The organism is Pseudonocardia pini (genome assembly GCF_013870575.1).
In the GTDB taxonomy this organism is placed as follows: domain Bacteria; phylum Actinomycetota; class Actinomycetes; order Mycobacteriales; family Pseudonocardiaceae; genus Pseudonocardia; species Pseudonocardia pini.
Genome location: NZ_JACBXB010001180.1, coordinates 1 through 1,156, shown reverse-complemented (window position 1 = coordinate 1,156; position 1,156 = coordinate 1). Strand labels below are relative to the sequence as shown.

General features: G+C 74.0%; 3 protein-coding genes. All 3 read left to right on the top strand.

The window, feature by feature from the left end; genetic code table 11:
• Nucleotides 1-360, top strand: a 360-nt coding sequence (locus tag H5J29_RS33640) for a response regulator transcription factor (RefSeq protein WP_181784902.1), incomplete at its 5' end; no start/stop codon positions are given.
• A 166-nt stretch (nt 361-526) separates the two neighbouring features.
• On the top strand, nt 527-715 hold the full coding sequence (locus tag H5J29_RS33635) for a LuxR C-terminal-related transcriptional regulator (RefSeq protein ID WP_181784901.1): 189 nt from the start codon (nt 527-529) through the stop codon (nt 713-715).
• An 82-nt stretch (nt 716-797) separates the two neighbouring features.
• Nucleotides 798-1,094, top strand: a complete 297-nt coding sequence (locus tag H5J29_RS33630; RefSeq protein WP_181784900.1) for a hypothetical protein — start codon at nt 798-800, stop codon at nt 1,092-1,094.
• The last annotated feature ends 62 nt before the right edge of the window (nt 1,095-1,156 follow it).

Genomic DNA, 1,156 nt, shown 5'->3' with positions numbered 1-1,156 from the left:
GCCCTGCGCATCGCCGCTCCGCCGGAGCTCCGCCGTCCGTTCCTCGACCAGGCGGCCGCGCTGCGGCCCCTGATGGCCGAGCGGATCGAGACGGGCACCGCGTCCGCGGGATTCGCCGAGGACCTGCTCCGCAGGATGGCGGGTGACCGGTCGCCCGCCGCTCCCGGGATCGCCCTGACCGATCGGGAGCAGCTGGTCCTGCGCTACCTGTCAGGGACCCTGTCCAACGCCGAGATGGCCGCCGCGCTGCACCTGTCCGTCAACACGATCAAGACGCACCAGCGGATGATCTACCGCAAGCTCGGCGCCACCGGGCGGCGCGACGCCGTGCGCCGCGCGAAGCAGCGTCGCCTCCTCTGAGGCCGGCTCCTCGGCGACGTCCCACGGGTGATCGGCTCATGCCGCCGGGATGAGCCCCGCTCACCCCGTCCGACCGGAGACTGTGGACCCCGCCGGACCCGGTCAGGAGACGTGCATGCTTCCCGAGCCCGCCGAGCGACCCTGCGGTCCCACCTCGAGGGGTCCGTTGTCCGCGATCGAGCGGACGGTGCTCGTCCTGCTCCCGACACCGTTGTCGGTGGCGGAGATCGCCGCCCACCTGCGGATCTCCGACACGGCCGCCAGGGAGCACATCCGGTCGGTCTACCGCGCGCTGCGGGTGAGCAGCCGTCGGACCGCGGTGTGGGAGGCGCAGGACCGCGGCCTGCTGCCCTGACCGGGGCGGCACAGGGATAGGCTCCCCCCGGCTTGCGACTCCCCGACGCGCGGCGCGTCCGCAGCCGGCGAGGAGTACGGGTGTGGGCGACGATCCCGACCAACTGTCCGATCAGGTCTCCGATCGGTTCTCCGACCAGCAGAGCCGCCGCACGGTCCTGCAGGCCATGCGGGCCCTGCTCTCCGACGACCACAACTACGAGCGTGGCGTCGAGGCGCTGACCGCGCTCGTCGACCGCGTCGGTCGGGAGGGCGGGCCGGAGGCGCTCCGGGCCGTCTCCGTGGAGCTGGCGCTCGCACTGGCCTCGGTCCTGGAGCGCATCGCGCAGGACCAGGGGCTCGCGGCCGAGGACGTCGTCGAGGTGTGGTTCGCGGGCTAGGGGGCTGGTCGCCCGCCGCGGGTGATGCCGCGGGCTCCCGGCCCGCCGACAGTGGCCCGGAC